Origin of the sequence: Inediibacterium massiliense (assembly GCF_001282725.1) — a bacterium.
GTDB lineage: Bacteria > Bacillota > Clostridia > Peptostreptococcales > Thermotaleaceae > Anaerophilus > Anaerophilus massiliensis.
Window position 1 is genome coordinate 843,088 of sequence record NZ_LN876587.1, and the last position, 23,325, is coordinate 866,412.

The following is a 23,325-nucleotide window of genomic DNA, read 5'->3' on the forward strand; positions in this document are numbered from 1 at the left end:
TATGGCAAAGAAACACTATATTATTCCTATATTTGTTCCTCATAGAGGGTGTCCTTTTGATTGTGTTTTTTGTAATCAAAAAAAAATTACTGGATGTGAAGAAGAAGTTACAAAAGAGAAAGTCAATCAGCAAATTATAGATTATATGGCTACGATACAAGATATAGAAGATAAACATGTAGAGATTGCATTTTTTGGAGGAAGTTTTACAGGAATAGAACAAAAAAAGCAACAAGAGCTTTTAGAGGTAGCATATAAATGGAAGAATAAAGGTGTTGTGAATGATATAAGAATTTCTACTCGTCCTGATTATATCAATGAATCTATTGTTGAATTTTTAGAAAAATATGGTGTATCTATTATAGGATTAGGTGTACAATCTATGGATGAGGAAGTACTCAAAAAAAGTAATAGAGGACATACACCTAAAGATGTCATACAAGCTGTTGAAGTTTTGAGAAAATTTAATGTACAAATTGGTCTTCAAATGATGATAGGACTTCCATTGGATACCCTGAAGAAGGCAGAATATACAGCAAGTGAAATTATTAAGCTAAAACCTCACTTCGTTAGGATATATCCTACTTTAGTCATTAAGGGCACATATCTAGAGAAAATGTATGAAAGAGGAGAATATGATCCATTGTCTATAGAAAAGGCAGTAAGTATAAGCAAAAAATTATTACTAAGCTTTATGAAATATAATATTCCGGTTATCAGAATAGGACTACAGCCTACAGAGAATATTTTGTTAGGAAGAGAGGTTATTGCAGGTCCTTTTCATCCTGCTTTTAGACAATTAGTAGAATCAAAAATTTTTAAGGAAGTGCTAGATCGTACATTTTCTATACATAAAATAAACCATATTCCATTTGTAAAGTTAAGGGTTCATGAGAAAAATATTTCAAATATAGTGGGACATAAAAAAGAAAATATAGATTTTATTGAAGAAAAATATAAAATCCATAAGATTAGCATTTCAAAGAATAATGATTTAAAATTAGACCAAGTACAAATTTTTTATGAAGACAATAACATTCTTTATTCCATAAAATAGTATTTGGATAATGCAATTTAAAACTTATCTATGAAAGATAGGCTTTAAATTGCATTGTAATTGATTTTTGATATATGATAAAATAATGAAATGCGACTAAAAAAGAAGAGGTGTTTCAAATTTGTACCTAAAGAAAATTGAACTTCAAGGATTTAAATCTTTTGCAAATAAAACACAAATAGATTTTGAAAAAGGGGTTACAGGGATTGTAGGACCTAATGGAAGTGGAAAGAGTAATATTTCTGATGCCATTAGATGGGTACTAGGAGAACAAAGTGCAAAAACTTTAAGAGGAAGTCGAATGGATGATGTAATATTTGCTGGAACGACACAAAGAAAGCCTGTGGGAATGGCAGAGGTATCTCTAACATTAAGTAATGAATCTGGAAAACTTCCAGTAGATTATACGGAAATAACTGTTACAAGGAGAGTGTATCGTTCTGGAGAAAGCGAATACTCGATTAATAAATCTTTATGTAGATTAAAAGATGTAAAAGAACTTTTTATGGATACAGGAGTAGGGGTAGATGGGTATTCTATTATTGGACAAGGAAAAATAGATGAAATATTAAATAATAAATCAGGAAATAGAAGACTTTTATTTGAGGAAGCTGCTGGAATTGTAAAATATAGAACAAGAAAAGAAGATGCTCAAAAAAAATTAGAAAATACAACACAAAATTTAATTCGTATTGATGATATTATTAAAGAATTAAAAAATAGGATAGATCCCTTAAAGATACAAAGTGAAAAAGCAAAAAGCTTTTTAGAATTACAAGAAAAACTAAAAGATTTAGAAATCAATTTATTTGTTCATGAGATGGAAAGTTTGAAATATGAAATCAAAGAATTACAGGAACAAAAAGAAATCATATCAGATCAGTTTCATCATTATTCAAAAGAGAAAAAACAAATTGAAGAAACTTATATTTATTATAAAAAGGAAATGGAAGAGTTAGAAACATCTATTGGACAACTTCAAAACAATATATTTGATACCGTTCACTTTATAGAAAAAAAAGATGGGGAAATAGGACTTTATCAAGAAAAAATTCATAATCACATGAATAATATAGATCGGCTCAATAAAGAAATAGAAGATACACAAAAAGATGAAGAAAAATATTTGATTGAGTTAGAAAGCATGAAGAAGGATTATGAAGAAGAAAATGAATTTGCACAAGTAAACAAAAAAAATTTAGAGGATAAGCTTAAGTTACTTAAAAGCATCAATCAAGTGTTAAAGCAGCAAGAAGATGAAATGGAGAATGAAAAAACAAATGTCATTGAAATATTAAATGAAATGGCATCTCATAAAACGTATATGCAAGGGTTAATCCATTTGCAAAAGAACATGCTTAAAAGAAAAAGTCAAATTGAAGAAGAAAAAAATCAGATACAGACAAATAAAAATAGGATGCTTCAAGAGAAAAATCATTTAGAAAAGATTTTGCAAGAAAAAGAAGAAAATTTAAACAAGATGATAGAAGAGAAGGATGTTCTTCAAAAAGAAATAGAACAATTTCAAAATATCATACAAAAAGATCAAGAGCAAAATATAATTAGCAAAGAAAAAATACAGCAAAAGACAACAAGAAAAAGTTTATTAGAAGAAATGGAGAAAGACTATGAAGGGTTTCACAAAAGTGTAAAAAATACTTTGCTAGAAGCTCAAAAAAATGAAAATTTAGGAAATGGTATAGAGGGTGTCGTAGCAAAGCTTTTAACAGTTCCAAGAGGATACGAGACAGCTATCGAAGTAGCTTTAGGAAATAGTATGCAAAATATAGTTTGTCAAAAAACTCAAGATGCAAATAAAATGATTCAGCATTTAAAGAAAAACAAATTAGGAAGAGTGACTTTTCTTCCTATGGATCGTTTTTTGGATAAACCATATTCTCACAAAGAATCTTTTAAAGATGAAAAAGGGTTTATAGGATTTGCTGTAGATTTAGTAAGTTTTCCAAATGAATATAAAAATATTTTTGAATATTTATTAGGAAGAATCATTTTAGTAGACAAAATAGAAAATGGAATTCTATTATCTAAAAAAACAAAATATAAAATTGTTTCCTTAGATGGAGATGTTATTAATCCAAGTGGAGCTATAACAGGAGGAAGTTATCATTCTAAAACATTAAATATATTAAGTAGAAAGACAGAAATTGAAGAATTAAATTGTGATTTAGGTATGCTTTATAAAGAATATGATCAAAAAAATGAAGGAATACAAGAAAGAAAAGAAGCATTAGAAAAAAGAATACAACAATTTAAGAATAAAGAGCAAGAATTAAAAGAAAAAGAAATTGAACTCATTCATGTAAAAAACAGAAAAGAACAATTTTATAAAGATATAAAAAATTATGAAGAAAATATAGAAAGAATTCATTTAGAAATGGATCAATTAGAAGCAGATACCATTCATACACAGAATGAGATACAACAGAAAGAAGATCAAATCCAAAAATTACAACAAGAGGAAATGGAGCTTAAAAATGGAGTATCTTCTAAAAAAGAGGTATATGAGGAGAAAAAAATTCAAAAAGAAGAGGTTTCTCAAGAAGTGACCCAGCTTCAAATAAAAATTGCTTCTTTAGAAGAAAAAAAGGAACATATAAATAAGAATATCCAAGATTTTAAAAATAAACTAGGTCAATTCAAAGAAACAAGAGAAATTAAGAAAAAAGAAATTGAAGAATTCATTAAAAACAAAGAATTTTTACAAAAAGAATTAAACCAATTCAAATTAGAAATAAAAGATGCTGAAGTTTTAAAAAAACAATGTGAATTCAATATGGCACAGGAAAAAGAAAAAAAGAATAAAAACACAAAAAACTTTGAAGAAATTCAAGAAAAATTAAAAAATGTTACACAAAATGTAGTTGAATTACAAGACAGTAGTCATAAAATTGAAGTAAAACTTGCTAGATTAGAAATGCAACAAGAATCATTTTGCGATAAATTATTGGAAGAATATGAAATTACTTATATGGAGGCATTAGAATATAAAAGAGAGCCTGTGAATGTAACCGAATCAGGAAAAGAAATTAAAATGATTAAAAAGAAGATAAAAGAATTAGGAACGGTACATGTAGGGTCTATAGAAGAATATAAAGAGGTATTAGAAAGATATGAATTTTTAACAGGACAAAAGGATGATTTGAAAACTGCTATAGAATCTCTTAAAAAAGTAATCAAAGAAATGGAACATACTATGAAGGATCAGTTTGCTGAATCTTTTGCAAAAATAAAAATCAATTTTAATGAGGTGTTCCAAAAGCTTTTTGGAGGGGGAAAAGCACAACTTTTATTAGAAAATGAAGAAGATCTTTTAAATTCAGGCATAGAGATTATTGCTCAACCACCAGGAAAGAAACTTCAAAACCTTTCACTATTATCAGGAGGAGAAAGAGCACTTACTGCCATTGCCTTATTATTTGCTATTTTAAAGGTAAAACCTACTCCATTTTGTATTTTAGATGAAATTGAAGCAGCATTGGATGATGCCAATGTTTATCGATATGCAAATTTTTTAAAAGAGTTTTCGAAAGAGACTCAATTTATTGTTGTGACTCATAGAAAAGGAACAATGGAATCAGTAGATGCTTTATATGGAGTGACTATGCAAGAACATGGAGTGTCTACACTAGTTTCTGTAAAATTGGAAGAACAAGCTAGCTAAGGAGGAAAATATATGTTTAAAAAGTTTTTTTCAAAATTCAAAAAAAATAAAGAAGAACCAGTAGAAGAGATCAAAGAAGAAATTATAAAAGAAGAACCAGTAGAAGAGATCAAAGAAGAAATCATAAAAGAAGAACCAGTAGAAGAGATCAAAGAAGAAATCATAAAAGAAGAACCAGTAGAAGAGATCAAAGAAGAAATCATAAAAGAAGAACCAGTAGAAGAGATCAAAGAAGAAATCATAAAAGAAGAACCAGTAGAAGAGATCAAAGAAGAAGTCATAAAAGAAGAACCAGTAGAAGAGATCAAAGAAGAAATTATAAAAGAAGAACCAGTAGAAGAGATCAAAGAAGAAATTATAAAAGAAGAGCCAGTAGAAGAGATCAAAGAAGAAATCATAAAAGAAGAACCAGTAAAAGAGATCAAAGAAGAATCAATAGAAGAAGAACCTGAAGAAAAAATTAGCTTTTTTGCAAAATTAAAGAGAGGTCTTACAAAGACAAGAGAAGGAATAGCTGGAAAAGTAGATGCAGTTTTAAAAAGCTATAAAAAAATAGATGAGGAATTATTTGAAGAAATTGAAGAAATATTAATTACATCTGATGTAGGTGTTCAGACTACTATGGAGATTATTGAAAAATTAAGAGATTTATCTAAAGAAAGAAAAATCACAGAAGCAGAAAGTTTAAAAGGATTATTAAAAGAAATTTTAATTGAATTATTAGATAAAGGGCAAGAAAATGAAGTAAATATAGAGCCTTCTCCAGCTATTGTTTTAGTAGTAGGAGTCAATGGAGTAGGAAAAACTACATCTATTGGAAAAATTGCACACAGATTTAAATCAGAGGGTAAAAAAGTATTGTTAGCAGCAGGAGATACGTTTAGAGCAGCAGCCATTGATCAATTAGAGATTTGGGGAAATAGAGTAGGCGTAGATGTAATTAAACATCAAGAGGGAGCAGATACAGCAGCTGTTATTTATGATGCTATTGCTTCTGCAAAAGCTAGAAATATAGATGTTCTTATTTGTGATACAGCAGGAAGGCTTCATAATAAAAAGAATTTGATGAATGAGCTTGGAAAAGTATCTAAAATTGTAGAAAGAGAATATGGCAATGCTACACAAGAAATTTTGTTGGTATTAGATGCAACTACAGGTCAAAATGCTATTCAACAAGCCAAAACATTTAAAGAAGTAACAAACATTACAGGTGTTGTTCTTACTAAGTTGGATGGAACAGCAAAAGGAGGGGTAGTTCTAGGGATTAGTGCAGAGCTAGGGATACCGGTAAAACTAATTGGAGTAGGGGAAGGAATGGATGATCTACAAAAATTTGTGCCTAAAGATTTTGTAGATGCATTATTTGGAGAAGAAGATTAAAAAAATTATTGACAGTTTTAAAAATGTAGTATACAATACATCTGTAAAGCAAAATACCTTTACAGTCAAAGGAGTGTCATCATGTTTGATAAAATACTCCAAATGAGTTTATTATATGATTTTTATGGTCAATTATTGACAAAGAAACAACAGGAGATACTTGAATTGTATTATGGAAATGATTTTTCATTAGGAGAGATCTCTGAAGAATTAGGAGTAAGCAGACAAGCTATCTATGATACAATTAAACGAACAGAAAAATTATTATTTGCATATGAAGAAAAATTAGGGCTTTTAAAAAAATTTCTATTGAATAAAAAGCAAGTAGAAGAAATTTTAAGTATTGTAGAAAAAATAGAAAAAAATGAAAATATACAAAGTAGTATTTCATATATAGAAGAAGAAATTGAAACTATAAAAAAGCTATCCTATGCCATATTAGAAAAATAGCCCCCTGAGGAGGTGGAAAAGTGGTTTTTGAAGGATTAGCAGATAAGCTTCAAGATGCATTAAAGAAGCTAAAGAGTAAAGGTAAGCTTACTGAAAAAGATGTTAAGGAAGCTATGAGAGAAGTAAAACTTGCTCTTTTAGAAGCTGATGTTAACTTTAAAGTAGTAAAGGATTTTATCAACAAGGTAAAAGAAAGAGCTGTCGGAGCAGAAGTAATGGAAAGTTTAACACCAGGACAGCATGTGATAAAAATTGTAAATGAAGAGTTAACCAATCTCATGGGTATGACCCAAAGCAAATTAACTTTTTCTTCCAAACCACCTACTGTTTATATGTTGGTAGGACTCCAAGGAGCCGGAAAGACAACTACTGGAGGAAAATTGGGTGGATATCTTAAGAAAATGGGTAAAAGACCATTATTGGTTGCAGGAGATGTTTATAGACCTGCTGCTATCAAGCAGTTACAAGTGGTAGGTAAACAATTAGATATTCCAGTGTTTTCTATGGGAGATAAAGTAAGTCCTGTAAATATTGCAAAAGCAGGAGTGAATCATGCCAATCAACATGGAAATGATATAGTGATTATTGATACAGCTGGTAGACTTCATATTGACGAGGAATTGATGGATGAATTAGAAAATATAAAAAAAGAAGTTGGTCCTCAGGAAATTCTTCTTGTAGTAGATTCTATGACAGGTCAAGATGCAGTCAATGTAGCAGAGCATTTCAATGAAAAATTAGGAATAGATGGAGTGGTTCTTACCAAATTAGATGGAGATACAAGAGGAGGAGCAGCCCTTTCTGTTAGAGCTGTGACTCAAAAGCCTATTAAATTCGTAGGTATGGGTGAAAAACTAGATGATTTAGAACCTTTTTATCCAGATCGAATGGCTTCAAGAATATTAGGTATGGGAGATGTCCTTAGCTTAATTGAAAAAGCACAAGCCAACTTTGATGCTCAAAAAGCAAAAGAGCTTGAAAAAAGAATAAAAAACCAAGAATTTTCATTTGATGACTTTTTAGATCAATTACAGCAAATGAAGAAAATGGGACCTATGAGTCAATTGCTAGAGATGATTCCAGGAGTGAATAGTAAACAATTAAAAGGTTTGGAGATTGATGAAAAAGAACTTGTGCATATTGAAGCTATGATTCAATCCATGACTAAAAAAGAAAGAAATGACCCAAGTATTATTAATGGAAGCAGAAGAAAGAGAATTGCAAAGGGTAGTGGTATGACTGTAAATAAAGTAAATAGTTTATTAAAGCAATTTGCTCAAACTAAGAAAATGATGAAGCAATTCTCCAGTATGGAAAAAAGTATGAAAAAGGGTGGAAAAATGAAATTTCCATTCTTTGGAAGATAGATTCAAACTTACTATTGAAGGAGGTGAAGATCATGTCAGTAAAAATCAGATTAAAAAGAATGGGAGCTAAAAAGAAACCTTTCTATAGAGTTGTAGTTGCAGATTCTCGTTCACCTAGAGATGGAAGATTCATTGAAGAGGTGGGTTACTATAATCCTGTAGTTGAACCAGTAGTAGTAAAAATTGATGATGAAAAAGCTATTAAATGGTTACAAAATGGAGCTCAACCAACTGATACAGTAAAAGGACTATTCAAAAAATATGGTGTTTTAGAAAAATTTGAACAGTCTAAGAAAGCATAGTAAGGCTTTCAGGGGGTGTAAAAAATGGGTGAATTAGTAAAAACTATTGCTAAGGCTTTAGTGGATAACCCAGATGAAGTATGTGTTACAGAAATAGAAGGAAGCCAATCTTTAATTGTTGAACTTAAGGTTGCCCCAGAAGATATGGGAAAAGTTATAGGAAAACAAGGTAGGATTGCAAAAGCAATAAGAACTGTAGCAAAGGCTGCTGCTACGAAAGAAAATAAAAGGGTAGTAGTAGAAATCATTCAATAATGTAAAAGGATTAGGGGATACCTAATCCTTTTGTAATATAAAGATGAATGTTTGTATTCATTAGGAGTATTCGAATTTTTAGAATCTTATCCTTTGAAGTGGGTAATATATAAGAAAAAGGGTGATGTGATGGTCAAATTATTTAAAGTAGGACAAATTGTAAATGTTCAAGGAATTCGTGGAGAAATAAGAGTTTATCCTCTGACGGATTATAAAGAAAGATTTGAAGAATTAGAATTTGTATATATAGAGGATTCTGATAAAAAGTTTTATATTGATCATGTAAAGTATAAAAATAATTTAGTTCTTTTAAAGTTTAAAGGAATAGATGATCGAAATGAAGCAGAAAAACTTAAGACAAAATATTTAATGATTGATGAAGAAGATCGAAGAGAATTGCCTGAAGATACTTATTATATTTCAGACTTAATAGGAATAAAAGTTTATACAGAAGATAAAGTACTTGTTGGAGAGGTTAAAAATATTATACAAAATACTGCTCAAGATCTTTATGAAATAGTAGATGCAAAAAATCCTAAAAAAACAATATTGATTCCTGCTGTAGGTGAATTTATTAAAGAAGTAGACATACAAAATAAAACAATGACCATTGCCACTATTGAAGGGTTGATAGAATGAAAATAGATATTTTAACTCTTTTTCCAGATATGTTTGTACCATTAACTGAAAGTATCATTGGAAGAGCTAGAGAAAAGAATATAGTAGATATAAATACAATCAATATAAGAGATTTTAGTATAGATAAACATAAGAAGGTGGATGATTATCCTTATGGTGGAGGAGCGGGAATGGTTATGACACCTCAACCTATTTATTCTGCAATGGAGAGTATAGGTGCAAAAGGTAAAAAAGTCATATATATGTCTCCAAAGGGTACAACCTTCAATCAAAAGATAGCAATGGATCTTTCAAAAGAGGAAAGTTTAATTTTTTTATGTGGCCATTATGAAGGAATTGATCAAAGAGTCATTGACACATGGGTAACAGATGAAATTTCTATAGGAGATTATGTACTTACAGGAGGAGAACTTCCTACAATGGTAGTGATTGATACGATTTGTAGGTTGCTTCCTGGAGTTTTAGGACAAGAGGAGTCGTATATGGAAGAATCGTTCTATGATGGACTTTTAGAATATCCTCAATATACAAGACCAAGTGATTTTTTAGATCTTAAGGTACCTGATATACTTTTATCTGGGAATCATAAAAAAATTGCACAGTGGCGTAAAATGGAATCTTTAAAGACTACAAGAAAAAATAGACCGGATTTGTTTAGAAAATATATACAAGGGAAAAACTTAAGTAAGGAAGAAAAAATTTTTATAGATAAAATATTGGAAAATAAAGTTGACTTTTAATAATGAATATGATATCATACTTATCTGTAGGTAGCCGCACAAATCGGGTTTTAAAACTTTGTTACCTAGCATTTGGCGAGTCTGGTTAGAGGAGGTGTAATTATGTACGCAATCATTGAAACAGGTGGAAAACAATATAGAGTACAAGAAGGAGACACTTTATTCATTGAAAAGTTAGAAGTAAGTGAAGGTGAAGCGGTTGAATTCGATAAAGTATTAGCTCTATCTAAAGACGGAAAATTATCTGTTGGAGCACCAGTTGTAGAAGGAGCGAAAGTTTCTGCTACTGTAGTTGAAAATGGAAAAGGACCAAAAGTTATTATATTCAAATACAAGTCCAAAAAAGACTACAGAAAGAAACAAGGACATCGTCAACCTTACACAAAAATTAAAGTTGAAAAAATTAATGGATAAGGTCGTTTGATAAATGATTTCTATTTCTATTAAAAGAAACTTTAAAAAAGAGATTATGTCCTATTCTGTAATAGGACATGCAAATGCTTCTGAATATGGAAAAGATATTGTTTGTGCAAGCATCTCTGTTCTTGCACAAACTGCTATTCTGTCACTTCATGAATTATTAGGTATAGATGTTGTTTATAAGATGGAAGATGGATATTTACATTGTAATATTCCTTCTTTAACAGATGATTTAAGACAGAAGGCAGATTTGATTCTAGAAGCAATGGTTATTGGAATGAAAGGGACAGAAGAGTCCTATAAACAGTATATAAGTCTTGTAGAAGAGGAGGTGTAGGATATGTTATTTCAAATGAATCTTCAATTATTTGCCAGTAAAAAAGGAGTAGGTTCTTCTAAAAATGGTAGAGATAGTGAAGCGAAAAGATTAGGTGTAAAAAGAGCAGATGGACAATTTGTAAGCGGCGGAAGTATACTTGTTCGTCAAAGAGGAACAAAAATTCACCCTGGAAACAATGTAGGTATTGGTGGAGATGACACTCTTTTTGCTAAGATCGATGGAGTTGTAAAGTTCGAAAGAAAAGGAAAAGACAAGAAACAAGTAAGCGTATATGCAAGAGAAGTTGCAGCTGCAAAATAATTAAAACCCATGCTTTACGGCATGGGTTTTATAATATGTAAATAATAAATAAAAAATTTGGAAATAATAAAAGAATTAATAAGTTGAAATTTAAGGGTGATGATATGTTTGTAGATAAAGCAAGGATTTTTATAAAAGGTGGAAAAGGTGGAGATGGCGCTGTCTCCTTTAGAAGAGAAAAATATATCCCCGCAGGAGGTCCAGATGGGGGAGATGGCGGAAGAGGCGGAAGTGTCATCTTTATCGTAGATGAAGGATTAAGAACTCTAATGGATTTTAGATATCAAAAAAGATATATAGCTGAAAATGGTGAAAGTGGAAAAGGAAAAAAGCAATTTGGAAAAGATGCAAAGGATTTAATTGTGAAGGTTCCACCAGGAACTATTGTAAGAGATGAAGAAACAGGAAAAGTTATTGCAGATTTAGTAGAAGGTGGACAAAAGGAAGTGATTGCAAAGGGTGGAAAAGGTGGAAAAGGGAATGTTCATTTTACTACTTCCACAAGACAAGCTCCAAATTTTGCTGAAAGTGGGAATCTTCCAGAAGAAAGATGGGTGATTCTTGAATTAAAGCTTTTAGCAGATGTAGGATTAGTAGGATTTCCTAATGTAGGTAAATCTACAATTTTAGCTACAGTAACCAGTGCAAAACCTAAAATTGCAAATTATCATTTTACAACTATTACACCTAATTTAGGAGTAGTATCTGTTAATCAAAATAGCTTTGTATTAGCAGATATCCCAGGTCTGATTGAAGGAGCTCATGAAGGAGTAGGGTTAGGATTAGAATTCTTAAGACATGTAGAGAGAACAAAGCTTTTGATTCATGTGGTAGATATTTCTTCAGTAGAAGGAAGAGATCCTTATGATGATTTTTGCAAAATAAATGAAGAATTAAATCAATATACAAAAAAATTAGCACAAAAACATCAAGTGATTGCTGCTAATAAAATAGATATTCTTTCTGATGAAAGTACATTTTATGAATTTAAAGAAAAAATGGAAAAAGAAGGCCACGAAGTCTTTCCTATTTCTGCTGCAACAGGTAAGGGATTAAAAGAATTAATGAGTTATGTAGGTAAAAAATTAGACGAAATAGAAGATACTCCTTTCATTGAAGAAGATGAAGTGTATAAAGAGTATACATTAACAGAAGAAGACAAAAATGGTATCATTGTTCGAAAAGAAAATGATTATTATATTCTAGAAGGAAGACGAATAGAAAAACTTTTTTATTCTACTAATTTTGAAGATATGGATTCATTAAGATATTTTCAAAATTTCTTAATGAAAAATGGAGTAGTAGATCAGCTTAAGGAATTAGGTATTGAAGATGGAGAAATAGTAAAAATATTTGATTTTGAATTTGAATTTTATGATTAATGGAGGTTTCAATGAAAAAAATTGATATATTAACAGGAAAACAAAGAAGTTATTTAAAAGGAATTGCAAATGGGATCAAACCAATTGGGCAAATTGGTAAAGGCGGAGTTACAGATAGCTTTATTAAACAATTAGATGATGCATTAGAAGCAAGAGAAATTGTTAAAATTCATGTGCTCGAGAATAGTCTTTTAGATGCAAAAGAAACGGCAAATGAAGTAGCAAAAAAGACAAATTCACATTTTGTACAAGCTATTGGAAATAAGTTTGTATTATATAGACAGGCTCAAAAAGATCCACAAATACAAATACCAAAGTAGAAATCGAGTGTATACTCGATTTTTTGCATGTGAAAGTTTTGATTCTTATTGTCAAAATTCGATAATCATATATAATAGAGTTACGAAATAAAATATAATTTTAATAAATATTCTGGAGGAGAATATATGTCAACCATACATGGATTAGATATTATTCAAAAGCCTAAAAAAGAGCATACAAAGATTGGGATTATGGGTGGAACTTTTGACCCTATTCATTATGGTCATCTTGTGATTGCAGAGCAAATCCGCTGTGAATATGATCTTGAAAAAATTATTTTTATTCCTGCAGGAATCCCGCCTCATAAAGCAGATTCTTGTTTAACAGATGGTAAGCATAGGTATTTTATGACTCTTTTAGCTACCATTACAAATCCACATTTTGAAGTATCTAAAATTGAATTAGAAAGTAATGAAATATCTTATACGATTCGTACCATAGAGAAATTGAAAAAAATATATAGAGAGGATACTGAACTTTTTTTTATTACAGGAGCAGATGCTATTTGTGAACTAGGAACATGGAAAAGTGTAGACAAACTATCGAGGTTATGTAAATTTATAGCAGCTACAAGGCCTGGAATGAATTCATCTCATGTAGATGAAAAAATTAAGGAATTAAAACAAAAATATGGCACCTGTATCAAAAAAATTGATTTACCAGCTCTGGCGATTTCTTCAACAGATATAAGAAATAGAGTGAGCAAAGGACAATCTATTAAATATTTATTACCTGAGCCTGTTGAATACTATGTTTATAAAAACAACCTATATATATAAAGAGGTGTCTAAATTGATAGATAGGAATAAAATGAAAGAGGAACTTAAACATTCATTATCTCATAAAAGGTATGTCCATTCTTTAGGAGTAGAAGAAACAGCTATAAAACTTGCACAAATTTATAATGTACCCATTGAAAAAGCATCTATAGCAGGTCTTATTCATGATTTGGCAAAAGATTTTTCTAATAATGAATTATTGCATTATGCAAAAGATTTTGATATACTACACAATGGTATATTTTCTTTTCATCCCTCATTGCTTCATGGAATGGTTGGAGCAGAACTAGCAAAGAGAAAGTTTCATATTGAAGATGAAGAAATTCTAGATGCCATTCGTTTTCATACTACAGGAAAAAAAGATATGTCTGTGCTTGAAAAAATTATTTATTTAGCTGACTATATAGAACCAAATAGATTCTTTCCAAAAGTGGAGGAATTGAGAAAGGTTGCTTTTTTAAACTTAGATGAAGGTGTTTTAAAGGCACTCGATCATACAATTCATTACGTTGTACAAAAAGGAGAACTTCTGCATCCAGATACTATTCATGCTAGAAATTTTCTCCTATTACAGAGAAAGTAATTTTGATAGGAGTGAGATTGTGAAGAAATTTTTTAAAGTACTGATCATAGCGTTTACCTGTTTTACTATTGCTATGGTTACCGGAACTTATATATTTGTTAGTAGTATTAGTAAAGGCCAAAGTTATAATGATGAAAAAATCACCAATGAGGATAAAATGCCAGAGAAAAAAGAAAGAGTAAATGTATTAGTTGTTGGGGTAGATGCCAAGGATGAGAAAGCTAGTAAAACTGCTAGAACAGACACTATGATGTTAGCAACCTTTGATCCGAATACAGAAAAGGTAGATGTGATTTCTATTCCGAGAGATACAAGAGTATTGATAAGAGGAAGAAAAGGAAAAGATAAAATTAATCATGCCCATGCCTATGAAGGGATAGATCTTTCTATGAAGGCAGTAAAGGATCTTTTAGGTGTTCCTATTCATTATTATGTTCGAATCAATTATACAGGAGTAGCAAAGATTATAGATGATATAGGAGGAGTAGAAGTAGATGTACCTATCAATATGAATTATTATGATCCAAAGGCAGATCCACCATTAAAAATCAACTTGAAAAAAGGTGTACAAGTATTAGATAGTGATAAATCCATGCAATTTTTGAGATTTAGAAAAGGGAAAAATGGCACTGGATATCCAGATGGAGATATTGGAAGAATTAATGCACAACATAATTTTTTAATGGCATTATCGGATAAATTGTTGTCTCCTAAAACGATTATAAGATTACCGAAATTATTAAGTACTTTTATTACTTATGTAGATACAAATATGTCAGTTTCTCAGATTAGTTCTTATGCATTGTATGCAAAAGATATAAAGAGAGAAGATATTCATATGGTTACCATTCCTGGAACACCTAAAATGATCAACGGAATTTCTTATTATGAACCTGATATGAAAAATATAGAAAAAATGATAGAACAAATATTTAGTGGGAACTATGAAACGAAAAAGAGTGACAATAGTTCTACAACAAATGACATGAATCAAAATAAAAATAAAAAGAAAGTTACAGTTGAGGTTTTAAATGGAGCGAATATTAATGGGTTGGCTACAAAAATAGGGAAACAATTAAAGGAAGAAGGATATGATGTTGTCAAAGTAGGAAACGTAGAAGGAATTAAGTATACTAAAACTCATATTTATGATAGAAAGAACAAAGAATCTGATGCAAAGCATATTGCAAAAATCTTAGGAGTCAAACAAATAGAAAGTGATATTCATACAGATACAAAGGTGGATATTACTATTATAGTAGGAGCAGATATGAAACAATAGCTGAAATATTTCAGCTATTGTTTCATATTTAATGAAATATACAGATTGTTTTATTTTTATTTGTAATATCTAACCAATTTTTTTTGTATATATATAGTGATATAAAATGAATTGGGAGGATATTATGGAAAACTTAATGATTTATGGATTGTTTCTAATAGGCTTAATCATGATTATCAAAGGAGGAGATTTATTTGTAGATGCAGCAGTAGAGATTGCTATGGCAACAGGGATACCTCCTATTTTAATAGGAGCAACTTTGGTGAGCTTGGCTACTACTCTACCAGAATTTTTTGTCTCTACTATTGCAACACTGAAAGGACATCCAGAAATGGCTGTAGGGAATGCTATAGGTTCTACCATCTGTAATATAGGCTTTATATTAGGAATTTGTGCATGCATTTCTCCCATCTCTATAAGACGAAGGTTTTTTAGTATAAAAGGATTTTTGATGATTGTTTCTTTAGGATGTTTTTATTTCTTTGCAATAGATAAAGTGGTTTTAAAAACTGAAGGATTCATGTTGCTATTATTATTAATTCTCTATATTATAATCAATATATTAGAAGTAAATTATAAAGGGTCTAAAACTTCAAAGGATTTACGTAAGCATATTCATAAGAAAAATATATTTTTTAATGGGATAAAATTTATTTTAGGTGGTTTTTTAGTTGTATTAGGGGCAAGACTATTAGTAGACAATGGAGTAGAAATGGCAAAGATTTTTCATATTCCAGAACAAATCATAAGTCTTACATTGATTGCTTTAGGGACTTCTTTACCAGAATTGGTTACATCAGTTACTGCAACACTAAAGGGGCATGAAGGGATATCTGTGGGAAATATAGTAGGTGCAAATGTGTTAAACATCACTATGGTGTTAGGAACTTCTTGTATGATCCCTAAAAATGGATTATACTTATCTACTAGAGATATAACTTTTTTAAATCAAAGTCTTTTACATGTTCCTCAAACTTTAGTGTTTGATATTCCATTTGCTCTTCTTTTAATGAGTATATTGGTATTATGTGGGACAATGAAGAAACAGATTGATAGAAAGCATGGAATGTTGTTATTTACAATATACGTAGTGTATATAGGATTATTGGGCGCAATTTCTTTTTAAAAGTTATTACAAAAGGTATAATTAGGAGGTTTTATATGAACACATCTAGAAAAATTGCTTGTGGTATTGCCAAATATATAGATGAGAAAAAAGGTCAAGATATTCGCATATTAGATATAAAAAATATTTCTAGTTTTGCAGATTATTTTGTCATTGCTCATGGAACTTCCACAAGACAAGTAAAAGCTATAGCAGATGAAATACAAGATCAATTAGATAAAAAAGGAATCCTCCTTGATCATAAAGAAGGATATCAAGAAGGTAGATGGATTTTATTAGATTATATTCAAGTAGTAGTACATATTTTTATAGAGGAAGAGAGAAGCTTTTATGATATAGAGAGAGTATGGAGAGATGCTATTGTAGTAGATATTGACAATCTATGAAAAAGCATTTATAATAATGATAAAATTCTATCAAAAATGATCATCAAATAAGTAATAAGAAGTAGTAAGAAGGAAAGCTTTTTCAGAGAGTCGATGGTTGGTGTAAATCGATAAAGATACCTTTTGAACTTGTCTTTATAAAATTTACTTATTGAAATCAATGAAGAGGACAATATTTGTCAATTAGGGTGGTACCGCGGGGGAATCCTCGTCCCTATGTAGGGATGAAATTTTTCTGAGGTACTTTTTTTAATACATAAAATATTATTTTAAATATATAGGAGGAAATGCAGATGACAAAATATAATTTTAAAGAAATTGAGAAAAAATGGCAGATTCATTGGGACGAAAATAAAGTATTTCAAACCAATGAAAATGAAAAAGAAAAATATTATGCATTAGAGATGTTTCCATATCCATCAGGAAAACTTCATATGGGACATGTAAGAAATTATTCTATTGGAGATGTAGTAGCTAGATTTAAAAAAATGAAAGGATATAATGTGCTACATCCTATGGGATGGGATGCATTTGGACTTCCAGCTGAAAATGCTGCTATTAAACATGGTATTCATCCAAATGAATGGACATGGAAAAATCTTGAAGAGATGCGTGAGCAATTAAAACAACTAGGTCTTAGTTATGATTGGGATCGAGAAGTGACAACTTGTCATCCAGATTATTATAAATGGACACAGTGGATTTTCTTACAATTTTATAAGCATGGTTTAGCATATAAAAAACAATATCCAGTAAATTGGTGTCCTTCCTGTGAAACAGTTTTAGCAAATGAACAAGTAGTTGGAGGAAAATGTGAACGTTGTGATAGTGTAGTAGGAAAAAAAGATTTAGATCAATGGTATTTTAAAATTACAGATTATGCAGATCGTTTGTTAAAAGATATAGACAAATTAGAAGGTTGGCCAGAAAAAGTAAAATTGATGCAAAAAAATTGGATTGGGAAAAGTATAGGAGCAGAAGTAGACTTTTCTATTGATGGACATGATGAAAAATTAAAAGTTTTTACAACTAGACCAGATACTATTTATGGTGTAACTTATATGGTATTAGCCCCTGAGCATCCATATGTGTCTCAATTTACAAAAGGAACTCAATATGAAGAAGAAGTTATAAAGTTTAAAGAAAAACTTCAACATTTATCAGAAATTGAAAGAACATCTACTAATGTAGAAAAAGAAGGACTATTCATAGGAAAATATGCTATTAATCCTGTAAGTGAAAAGAAAATCCCTATTTATATTGCAAATTATGTATTAATGGATTATGGAACAGGAGCAGTTATGGCAGTACCTGCTCATGATGAAAGAGACTTTGAATTTGCAAAAAAATATGATCTTCCTATTATTCCTGTTATAAAGGGAAAAGATGAAGAAATACAAGAGCTAAAAGAAGCTTACACTCATGAAGGTGTTATGATCAATTCAGAATTATTTAATGGACTAAATAATAAAGAGGCTCTTGTAAAAATTTCTGAATATCTTGAAGAAAAAGGGTTAGGCAAAAAAACTATTAACTTTAGATTAAGAGATTGGTTACTTTCAAGACAAAGATATTGGGGAACACCTATTCCTATAGTGTATTGTGAAGAATGTGGAGTTGTACCTGTGCCGGAGAAAGATTTACCAGTGATGCTTCCAACAGATGTAGTTTTCTCTGGAAAAGGAGAATCTCCTCTTACAACAAGTAAAGAGTTTGTTTATACAGAATGCCCAAAATGTGGTAAAAGAGCAAGAAGAGAAACAGATACAATGGATACTTTTGTAGATTCTTCTTGGTATTTCTTAAGATATACAGATGCAAAAAACCAAGAAGAAATATTTAAAAAAGACAATGCAAAATATTGGATGGGAGTAGATCAATATATTGGTGGAGTAGAACATGCTATACTGCATCTATTATATGCTAGATTTTTTACAAAGGTACTTTATGATTTAGGATATTCTCCTATAGAAGAACCATTTGACAATCTTTTGACACAAGGAATGGTATTAAAAGAAGGAACAAAGATGTCAAAATCTAAAGGAAATGTAGTCAGTCCGGAGGAAATTATAAAAACATATGGAGCGGATACAGCAAGATTATTTATTTTATTTGCAGCTCCACCAGAGAGAGATCTTGAATGGAGTGATACAGGAGTTGAAGGATGCTTTAGATTTTTAAATAGAGTGTGGAGAGTAGTAGATGAATTAAAAGATTTTATTGGAACTGAAAAAGAAATAGGTTCTTTAAAGGAAGAAGATAAAAATTTAGAATATATGATTCATACAACGATTAAGAGGGTTACAGAGGATATTGAAGAAAGATTTAACTTTAATACAGCTATTAGTGCTATAATGGAGTTAGTAAATGAAATTTATAAATATAAAGAGCTAGGAGAAAGTTGCAATAAGCCTCTATTAAGACAAGGACTAGAAACTATTATTATTCTATTATCTCCTTTTGCACCTCATATGACAGAAGAATTATGGCAAAATATAGGAAATAACGTTAGTGTCCATGAACAAATGTGGCCAACTTATGATGTAGGGGCTACTTTAAAAGACCAAGTAGAAATGGTTATTCAAATCAATGGAAAAGTTCGTGATAAAATAGAAGTTTCATCTAATGCTACAAAAGAAGAATTAGAAAAAGAAGCACTTTCAAATGAAAAAATTAGTGCATTGATAGAAGGAAAAACATTGATAAAGGTAATTGTAGTTCCTAAAAAATTAGTCAATATTGTAATTAAATAAACTAAATCATTTTTAGGAGGGGTATTATGGAAAAATCTATGATTCATACGAATAACGCTCCAGAGGCAATAGGACCTTATTCACAAGCAGTAAAGGTAGGAAATTTTGTATTTACATCAGGACAGCTTCCTGTAGACCCTAAAACAGGAGAATTGATAAGGGGAGACATTCAAAAGGCTACAAGACAATCCCTTGAAAATGTAGCAGCTATTTTAAAAGAAGCAGGTACAAGTATGGACAATGTTGTAAAAACTACTGTGTTTATTAAAGATATGAATGAGTTTTCAAAAGTCAATGAAGTATATGGACAGTATTTTTTAAATGATAAGCCAGCTAGATCTTGTATAGAAGTAGCAAGACTTCCAAAAGATGCAGACGTTGAAATAGAAGTTGTAGCTTTCATCCAATAAAAATGGTGACCTAATGGTCACCATTTTATTTGTAGAAAAAGTCATAAAAAACGTCACTAATTTTTAAATTTGGAAAATATATAGAAACGGTCGAAAATAGCATTACAAACTCGCTTTGCTCAAACAGTGTAATGCTAATGATTTTCTCACTTATTCTATATTTTCACAAATTCTCAATAATTGTTTCTAATTTTTATGACTTTTCTAAGATGTAGTTTGTTTTTAGTTTGAAATGGTGACCTAATGGTCACCATTTTTATTTTTATAATGGGATGATTTTTTCTATAATAGCAAGTAGTTCTTGCACTTCTTTTAGGGTAGTATCAGCCATATGACCAATTCTAAAAGTTTTTTCTTTTAAATTTCCGTATCCATTAGAAATCATATATCCGTATTTAGATAAATTTTCATTTAGCTCTGCAACAGAAATATTTTTTGTATTTTTAATAGTAGTTACCGTATAAGATGCATATGCTTCATCTGCAAATAGATCAAAATTTTTCTTTGCCCATTGCTGTACGCATTGAGCCATTTGTTTGTGACGAGCAAACCTGTTTTCTAATCCTTCATCTAAAATTTTATCTAATTGATAATCTAAAGCGAACATATGAGGCAAAGAAGGAGTAGAAGGGTATTGATAATCCTTCTTTTGAATATATTCATATAATTTTAAAAGATCAAAATAAAATCCTCTATTTTTTACATTTTGAGCAGCTTCTATGGCTTTTTGTGAGATAGAACAAATACTCATTCCTGGAGGGAGACCTAAACATTTTTGAGTAGAAGTAATGCATATATCTACACCTAAATCATCTATATTAATGTTTACACCACCCATAGAACTTACTGTATCTAGGCAAAAAACTACTTCTGGATATTTTTTAATAACTTTAGAAATTTCTTCAACAGGATTCATAATTCCTGTTGAGGTTTCATTATGAGTAATAGTAATTAAATCGTATTTTCCAGTAGCTAAAACTTCATCTACTAATTTTGGAGAAGTTGCTTTTCCAAGTTCAGATGAAAATAAATCTGCAGAAACTCCATTTGCAACAGCCATTTCGTACCATTTTTCCCCAAAAGCCCCTACAGAGAAGATAGCTGCTCTTTTTTTTGTACAAGATCTTACAGCACCTTCCATAAGACCAGTACCAGAAGAGGTAGAGAGAAGAATTTCATTATTTGTAGACATTATTTTTTTCATCTTTTGAGAAATACTCTTTTGTAATACAGATGCATCTTTACTTCTATGTCCAATCATAGGAGTTGCCATTTTTTGAAGTACATCTTCTGTTACGTTGACAGGTCCAGGAATAAAAAGTTTTTGATACATTTTATAACCTCCTTGTTAATCTTTTCTTTCTTTTTTGTATACGATTGATAGTTATGATAGTTCTAAGAATTAAAAAAATAATAAATAGGAAAAATAAAAAATATAATATGATTTTTATCCAAGAAAAAGAACTTATTTTTTCCACAGAAACAGAATCTGATGCAATGAGGGTAATATTCCCTAAAATTTCACCATCTGTTGTATAAGTGATCTTTCCAATGGATTGACCCTTCTCAACAGGTGCTTTAATGTTCTTATTTAGACTAATGGTTTGTTCAATAGAACCTAATTTTTCATTTTTGGGAATGACTTTGTATAATGGAGATTTTGTCAATACATCGATGCTTTTTTTTGTTCCATTTTCAATAGATATGGATTGAATTTTTTCTCCAGAATCTATGATTTTCTTAAGTTTAAAGTTATCAAATCCATAGTCAATAAGAGTTCTTGAATCGATATATATATTTTTTCCTTCCGCTTTTAAAACTACGCTAATTAAGCGGTGATTATTTTTTTTAGCTGAAGTGACTAAACATTGTCTAGCTATATCAGTATATCCTGTTTTAATTCCTTCTACTATATCATATTTGATATTTACATACTTTCCTTGATAAAGTATTTGATTGCGTCTTCCTGTTCCCCAAAGAAGTCTATTAGAATTATAAAGATGACGAGTTTCTTCTTGTTTATTAGTAGGAGGAATATCATACTTTACAGTTTTTACAATTTCTCTAAATTTAGGGATGGTCATAGCATGTTTAGCAATCATAGCTAAGTCATAAGAAGTTGTCAGATGATCAGGATCTGGAAGCCCATTAGGATTTGTAAAATGTGTATTTTTTGCGCCCAATTCTTGTGCCCTTTTGTTCATAAGCTTTGTAAAATCTTCTACACTATCAGAAATATGTATGGCTAATGCAACAGCCGCATCATTGGCAGAATCAATGAGCAGTGCATGAAGAAGTTGTTCAACAGTAAATTCTTCACCTTCTATAATATAAATTCTACTTCCGCCAGTATAAGGAGAATCTTTGTCAATAATGACTTTATCATTTAAATTTGTATTTTCTAAAGTTAAAATAGCAGTCATTATTTTTGTGGTACTAGCAGGATACATAGGAGTATGAGAATCTTTTTCATATAATATATCGCCTGTATCTCCATCTAGTAATATAGCACTTGGGGCTGTAATAGTAGGTTCTATTGGTTGGCAAAATCCAATGGATAAGTTTGAGCATATCAATAAGAAAATAAAAAGTAGAGTTCGTTTTTTCATAAGCCACCTCGTATGAAATATTAAAATTTAATGTACATGAAAGAAGCATTACTTTATTAGTATAACAAAAAATAAGCAAAAACTTAATAAAAACCATAAAAATATTTTAATGCTTATAAGAAAAAAGAAAATTGAACAATATATCAATAAAGTAATAAGGAGGAAGGGCTATGGAAAAGTTTAAAAAAAAGGAGATTATTCTTTTAGGAGTTTTGGTAGTAGGAATATGTTTTATAGGAATGTATAAACATATAAATGAATCACAAGAGATGATTATTGAGGAAAGTATAAAAAAAAATTCAGAGGATACAACAGAGGATGACAAGGAAGAAGTCTGGATGATGGTAGATGTTTGTGGAGAAGTGAATATGGAAGGAGTAGTAAAGATTAAAAAAGGAGATCGAATCATAGATGCAGTTACACTTGCAGGTGGATTAAAAGAAACAGCAGATCGAAGAAAAATAAATATGGCTCAAAAATTATCTGATGGCGAACAAGTTTATATCCCTAAAATTGGTGAATATATAAAGGAAAGTGATGCTTTAGAAAATCAAAATTCAAATGATAAAAAACTAGATATCAATACAGCATCTATAACAGATCTTGAGTCTTTGAATGGAATAGGTACGGCTCTAGCGCAAAGAATAATAGAGTATAGAGATAAAAATGGCAATTTTAAAAAAATAGAGGATATTATGAATGTATCTGGAATAGGAAAGAAAAAATTTGAAAACATTCAAGATCAAATATGTACTCATTGAG

Annotated in this window: 24 protein-coding genes and 1 other annotated feature; of the genes, 22 read left to right on the plus strand and 2 right to left on the minus strand. The window is 30.2% G+C overall.

Annotated elements, in window-relative coordinates:
- The first annotated feature begins 1 nt into the window (after position 1).
- The 21 genes from BN2409_RS12580 to BN2409_RS12680 all read left to right on the plus strand — a co-directional run bounded on the left by BN2409_RS12580 (position 2) and on the right by BN2409_RS12680 (position 19,954).
- Positions 2-1,057, plus strand: a complete 1,056-nt coding sequence (locus BN2409_RS12580; protein ID WP_053956971.1) for an elongator complex protein 3 — start codon at positions 2-4, stop codon at positions 1,055-1,057.
- 121 nt (positions 1,058-1,178) lie between these two features.
- The gene (gene smc, locus BN2409_RS12585) at positions 1,179-4,739 is read left to right on the plus strand and encodes a chromosome segregation protein SMC (RefSeq protein WP_053956972.1); all 3,561 of its coding nucleotides are present in this window, start codon (positions 1,179-1,181) and stop codon (positions 4,737-4,739) included.
- A 12-nt stretch (positions 4,740-4,751) separates the two neighbouring features.
- Complete coding sequence (gene ftsY, locus BN2409_RS12590; RefSeq protein ID WP_053956973.1) at positions 4,752-6,119, plus strand: signal recognition particle-docking protein FtsY; 1,368 nt, start codon at positions 4,752-4,754, stop codon at positions 6,117-6,119.
- 81 nt (positions 6,120-6,200) lie between these two features.
- Complete coding sequence (gene ylxM / locus BN2409_RS12595) at positions 6,201-6,569, plus strand: YlxM family DNA-binding protein (RefSeq protein ID WP_053956974.1); 369 nt, start codon at positions 6,201-6,203, stop codon at positions 6,567-6,569.
- 20 nt (positions 6,570-6,589) lie between these two features.
- Positions 6,590-7,936 carry a signal recognition particle protein gene (gene ffh, locus BN2409_RS12600; protein ID WP_053956975.1) on the plus strand — a complete coding sequence of 449 codons (1,347 nt, stop codon included), beginning with the start codon at positions 6,590-6,592 and terminating at the stop codon, positions 7,934-7,936.
- A 32-nt stretch (positions 7,937-7,968) separates the two neighbouring features.
- Positions 7,969-8,238: a 30S ribosomal protein S16 gene (gene rpsP / locus BN2409_RS12605; RefSeq protein ID WP_053956976.1), complete on the plus strand. Its 270-nt coding sequence runs from the start codon at positions 7,969-7,971 to the stop codon at positions 8,236-8,238.
- Between the two features lie 24 nt (positions 8,239-8,262).
- The gene (locus tag BN2409_RS12610) at positions 8,263-8,493 is read left to right on the plus strand and encodes a KH domain-containing protein (RefSeq protein WP_053956977.1); all 231 of its coding nucleotides are present in this window, start codon (positions 8,263-8,265) and stop codon (positions 8,491-8,493) included.
- Positions 8,494-8,622: 129 nt separating this feature from the next.
- Positions 8,623-9,132, plus strand: coding sequence for a ribosome maturation factor RimM (rimM, locus tag BN2409_RS12615; protein ID WP_053957742.1), 510 nt, complete (start codon positions 8,623-8,625; stop codon positions 9,130-9,132).
- Positions 9,129-9,872, plus strand: coding sequence for a tRNA (guanosine(37)-N1)-methyltransferase TrmD (trmD, locus tag BN2409_RS12620; RefSeq protein ID WP_053956978.1), 744 nt, complete (start codon positions 9,129-9,131; stop codon positions 9,870-9,872). Before rimM ends, trmD begins: the two co-directional genes overlap by 4 nt.
- 102 nt (positions 9,873-9,974) lie before the next feature.
- A complete protein-coding gene (rplU, locus tag BN2409_RS12625) occupies positions 9,975-10,286 on the plus strand; it encodes a 50S ribosomal protein L21 (protein WP_053956979.1) in 312 nt (103 codons plus the stop codon).
- 13 nt (positions 10,287-10,299) lie between these two features.
- Complete coding sequence (locus BN2409_RS12630) at positions 10,300-10,629, plus strand: ribosomal-processing cysteine protease Prp (protein ID WP_053956980.1); 330 nt, start codon at positions 10,300-10,302, stop codon at positions 10,627-10,629.
- Positions 10,630-10,632: 3 nt separating this feature from the next.
- The gene (gene rpmA / locus BN2409_RS12635) at positions 10,633-10,932 is read left to right on the plus strand and encodes a 50S ribosomal protein L27 (protein WP_053956981.1); all 300 of its coding nucleotides are present in this window, start codon (positions 10,633-10,635) and stop codon (positions 10,930-10,932) included.
- 104 nt (positions 10,933-11,036) lie between these two features.
- Positions 11,037-12,314 (plus strand): GTPase ObgE, encoded by a 1,278-nt coding sequence (gene obgE, locus BN2409_RS12640; protein WP_053956982.1) that lies wholly within the window; start codon positions 11,037-11,039, stop codon positions 12,312-12,314.
- Between the two features lie 11 nt (positions 12,315-12,325).
- Positions 12,326-12,634, plus strand: a complete 309-nt coding sequence (yhbY, locus tag BN2409_RS12645; RefSeq protein WP_330375454.1) for a ribosome assembly RNA-binding protein YhbY — start codon at positions 12,326-12,328, stop codon at positions 12,632-12,634.
- Positions 12,635-12,760: 126 nt separating this feature from the next.
- Positions 12,761-13,414 (plus strand): nicotinate-nucleotide adenylyltransferase, encoded by a 654-nt coding sequence (gene nadD / locus BN2409_RS12650; RefSeq protein ID WP_053956983.1) that lies wholly within the window; start codon positions 12,761-12,763, stop codon positions 13,412-13,414.
- 13 nt (positions 13,415-13,427) lie between these two features.
- Complete coding sequence (gene yqeK, locus BN2409_RS12655; RefSeq protein ID WP_242847962.1) at positions 13,428-13,997, plus strand: bis(5'-nucleosyl)-tetraphosphatase (symmetrical) YqeK; 570 nt, start codon at positions 13,428-13,430, stop codon at positions 13,995-13,997.
- A 19-nt stretch (positions 13,998-14,016) separates the two neighbouring features.
- Positions 14,017-15,279 (plus strand): LCP family protein, encoded by a 1,263-nt coding sequence (locus tag BN2409_RS12660; RefSeq protein WP_053956985.1) that lies wholly within the window; start codon positions 14,017-14,019, stop codon positions 15,277-15,279.
- A 124-nt stretch (positions 15,280-15,403) separates the two neighbouring features.
- Positions 15,404-16,405, plus strand: coding sequence for a calcium/sodium antiporter (locus BN2409_RS12665; protein WP_053956986.1), 1,002 nt, complete (start codon positions 15,404-15,406; stop codon positions 16,403-16,405).
- 35 nt (positions 16,406-16,440) lie between these two features.
- Positions 16,441-16,791 (plus strand): ribosome silencing factor, encoded by a 351-nt coding sequence (gene rsfS / locus BN2409_RS12670; RefSeq protein WP_053956987.1) that lies wholly within the window; start codon positions 16,441-16,443, stop codon positions 16,789-16,791.
- A 42-nt stretch (positions 16,792-16,833) separates the two neighbouring features.
- Positions 16,834-17,010, plus strand: a binding site (T-box leader).
- Between the two features lie 74 nt (positions 17,011-17,084).
- Complete coding sequence (gene leuS, locus BN2409_RS12675; protein WP_053956988.1) at positions 17,085-19,544, plus strand: leucine--tRNA ligase; 2,460 nt, start codon at positions 17,085-17,087, stop codon at positions 19,542-19,544.
- Between the two features lie 26 nt (positions 19,545-19,570).
- Positions 19,571-19,954, plus strand: coding sequence for a RidA family protein (locus BN2409_RS12680; protein WP_053956989.1), 384 nt, complete (start codon positions 19,571-19,573; stop codon positions 19,952-19,954).
- Positions 19,955-20,216: 262 nt separating this feature from the next.
- On the opposite strand, the gene BN2409_RS12685 is transcribed toward BN2409_RS12680, so the two are convergent.
- A complete protein-coding gene (locus BN2409_RS12685; RefSeq protein ID WP_053956990.1) occupies positions 20,217-21,287 on the minus strand; it encodes a pyridoxal-phosphate-dependent aminotransferase family protein in 1,071 nt (356 codons plus the stop codon).
- 1 nt (position 21,288) lies between these two features.
- Entirely contained in the window at positions 21,289-22,563 is a 1,275-nt protein-coding gene (locus BN2409_RS12690) for a D-alanyl-D-alanine carboxypeptidase family protein (protein WP_053956991.1), read from the minus strand.
- Between the two features lie 170 nt (positions 22,564-22,733).
- On the opposite strand from BN2409_RS12690, the gene BN2409_RS12695 reads away from it, so the two are divergent.
- On the plus strand, positions 22,734-23,324 hold the full coding sequence (locus tag BN2409_RS12695; protein WP_053956992.1) for a helix-hairpin-helix domain-containing protein: 591 nt from the start codon (positions 22,734-22,736) through the stop codon (positions 23,322-23,324).
- The last annotated feature ends 1 nt before the right edge of the window (position 23,325 follow it).

Coding starts and splice junctions, on each gene's coding strand:
- BN2409_RS12580 (WP_053956971.1), top strand. CDS start 2: ATGGCAAAGAAACACTATATTATTCCTATATTTGTTCCTCATAGAGGG.
- ftsY (WP_053956973.1), top strand. CDS start 4,752: ATGTTTAAAAAGTTTTTTTCAAAATTCAAAAAAAATAAAGAAGAACCA.
- ylxM (WP_053956974.1), top strand. CDS start 6,201: ATGTTTGATAAAATACTCCAAATGAGTTTATTATATGATTTTTATGGT.
- rpsP (WP_053956976.1), top strand. CDS start 7,969: ATGTCAGTAAAAATCAGATTAAAAAGAATGGGAGCTAAAAAGAAACCT.
- BN2409_RS12610 (WP_053956977.1), top strand. CDS start 8,263: ATGGGTGAATTAGTAAAAACTATTGCTAAGGCTTTAGTGGATAACCCA.
- rimM (WP_053957742.1), top strand. CDS start 8,623: ATGGTCAAATTATTTAAAGTAGGACAAATTGTAAATGTTCAAGGAATT.
- trmD (WP_053956978.1), top strand. CDS start 9,129: ATGAAAATAGATATTTTAACTCTTTTTCCAGATATGTTTGTACCATTA.
- rplU (WP_053956979.1), top strand. CDS start 9,975: ATGTACGCAATCATTGAAACAGGTGGAAAACAATATAGAGTACAAGAA.
- BN2409_RS12630 (WP_053956980.1), top strand. CDS start 10,300: ATGATTTCTATTTCTATTAAAAGAAACTTTAAAAAAGAGATTATGTCC.
- rpmA (WP_053956981.1), top strand. CDS start 10,633: ATGTTATTTCAAATGAATCTTCAATTATTTGCCAGTAAAAAAGGAGTA.
- obgE (WP_053956982.1), top strand. CDS start 11,037: ATGTTTGTAGATAAAGCAAGGATTTTTATAAAAGGTGGAAAAGGTGGA.
- yhbY (WP_330375454.1), top strand. CDS start 12,326: ATGAAAAAAATTGATATATTAACAGGAAAACAAAGAAGTTATTTAAAA.
- nadD (WP_053956983.1), top strand. CDS start 12,761: ATGTCAACCATACATGGATTAGATATTATTCAAAAGCCTAAAAAAGAG.
- BN2409_RS12665 (WP_053956986.1), top strand. CDS start 15,404: ATGGAAAACTTAATGATTTATGGATTGTTTCTAATAGGCTTAATCATG.
- rsfS (WP_053956987.1), top strand. CDS start 16,441: ATGAACACATCTAGAAAAATTGCTTGTGGTATTGCCAAATATATAGAT.
- leuS (WP_053956988.1), top strand. CDS start 17,085: ATGACAAAATATAATTTTAAAGAAATTGAGAAAAAATGGCAGATTCAT.
- BN2409_RS12680 (WP_053956989.1), top strand. CDS start 19,571: ATGGAAAAATCTATGATTCATACGAATAACGCTCCAGAGGCAATAGGA.
- BN2409_RS12685 (WP_053956990.1), bottom strand. CDS start 21,287: ATGTATCAAAAACTTTTTATTCCTGGACCTGTCAACGTAACAGAAGAT.
- BN2409_RS12690 (WP_053956991.1), bottom strand. CDS start 22,563: ATGAAAAAACGAACTCTACTTTTTATTTTCTTATTGATATGCTCAAAC.
- BN2409_RS12695 (WP_053956992.1), top strand. CDS start 22,734: ATGGAAAAGTTTAAAAAAAAGGAGATTATTCTTTTAGGAGTTTTGGTA.